General features: G+C 27.9%; 1 protein-coding gene. It reads right to left on the bottom strand.

The features are described 5' to 3' along the window. Window positions 1–37: 37 nt before the first annotated feature. A complete protein-coding gene (locus tag FC77_RS07655) occupies window positions 38–685 on the bottom strand; it encodes an HTH domain-containing protein (RefSeq protein WP_056971024.1) in 648 nt (215 codons plus the stop codon). Window positions 686–1,105 lie beyond the last annotated feature (420 nt).

The raw sequence follows: 1,105 nt of genomic DNA, 5'->3' as shown, positions 1-1,105 counted from the left end.
AGTCTAACTTTGTTGGGCTTTTTTATAAATAATTTATTTAACTAGCACCACACGTATTATATGGATAAGGTAATGATGTATGTAACTTATCTTCTATTTTTTCAATTTCATGCAAAATAAATCTAACATCGTATTCTGAATTAAAGTCTTTATTTCCAATAAATTGCTTTAAATTAACTATTTCACGATCATCAATTAACTCTTTGATTACATGTCGAATATTAACCTCAGAGCCCTTGATCCTCATATAGTTGTTTTTAATTTCTAGCTTTAAATCATACTTATCTAAAATTTGTTTCATTACACGTTCATCATTAGTACGAACATTAGAACTAACAAAATATTTCTTAAAAATATCACTCTCCCTAATACCCTCTGGCGAAACTAATAAAAGTCGCTTAAGTAGCCTATTTCTTCTTTCTACAGGTGAGATATTAATTGCAGTTCTTTTATTAATTGCATCATTATTGTTTTCTTTTGAATAATTTTGCGGATTTATTTTGTATCCCATTCCTCTTTTGGAAATGATTATTGGATATTTGCTTTCTGCATTAATATCATGAATCAAGCGATAAACGGTCTTTTTAGAAACATTCAGAAGACTTGCTATTTCTTCTGCTTGAACAAATTCTTTATTATTCGACAGATAGAATAATAATTCTTTTGTTCTTATGTTTTTAATCATTTTCACCGCCTCACTTTCCCTTCACTTTTAATTCTAGCAAACGCTTACACTTATAAAAACCAATATTTGGCCATAGCAATGGACATTTGTAAGTGATATAGGTAACAAAGTCCTCTTTCATTGTGAAGTACATTTAACAGTTATTCATAAACTTGCCAAACAAAACTCTATATAAACTAATTCGTTTTAGAAATTATTTTTATATCAAAAAAGCAGCCGTCCTGGCTGCTTTCAATCTAAATATGGAAAAATTAAAATGAATTCTCGTCCAATAAAAAGTGGGAGCTTTTTTGGTGGAGTGAATAATATAGAATAATAAATATTACAGTATATAGAATAGTTGAATATATATAAGATAAATAGATACGTGTGGTGCTAGTTAAATAAATTATTTATAAAAAAGCCCAACAAAGTTAGACT

The sequence above is a fragment of the Lactobacillus acetotolerans DSM 20749 = JCM 3825 genome (assembly GCF_001436775.1).
In the GTDB taxonomy this organism is placed as follows: domain Bacteria; phylum Bacillota; class Bacilli; order Lactobacillales; family Lactobacillaceae; genus Lactobacillus; species Lactobacillus acetotolerans.
Note: the sequence above shows the minus strand (reverse complement) of the source record. Positions and strands in the feature narration are given on the sequence as shown.

What these genes read in the sequence shown, in the direction of transcription:
- FC77_RS07655 (WP_056971024.1), bottom strand. Translation starts at nt 685, where the DNA reads ATGATTAAAAACATAAGAACAAAAGAATTATTATTCTATCTGTCGAAT.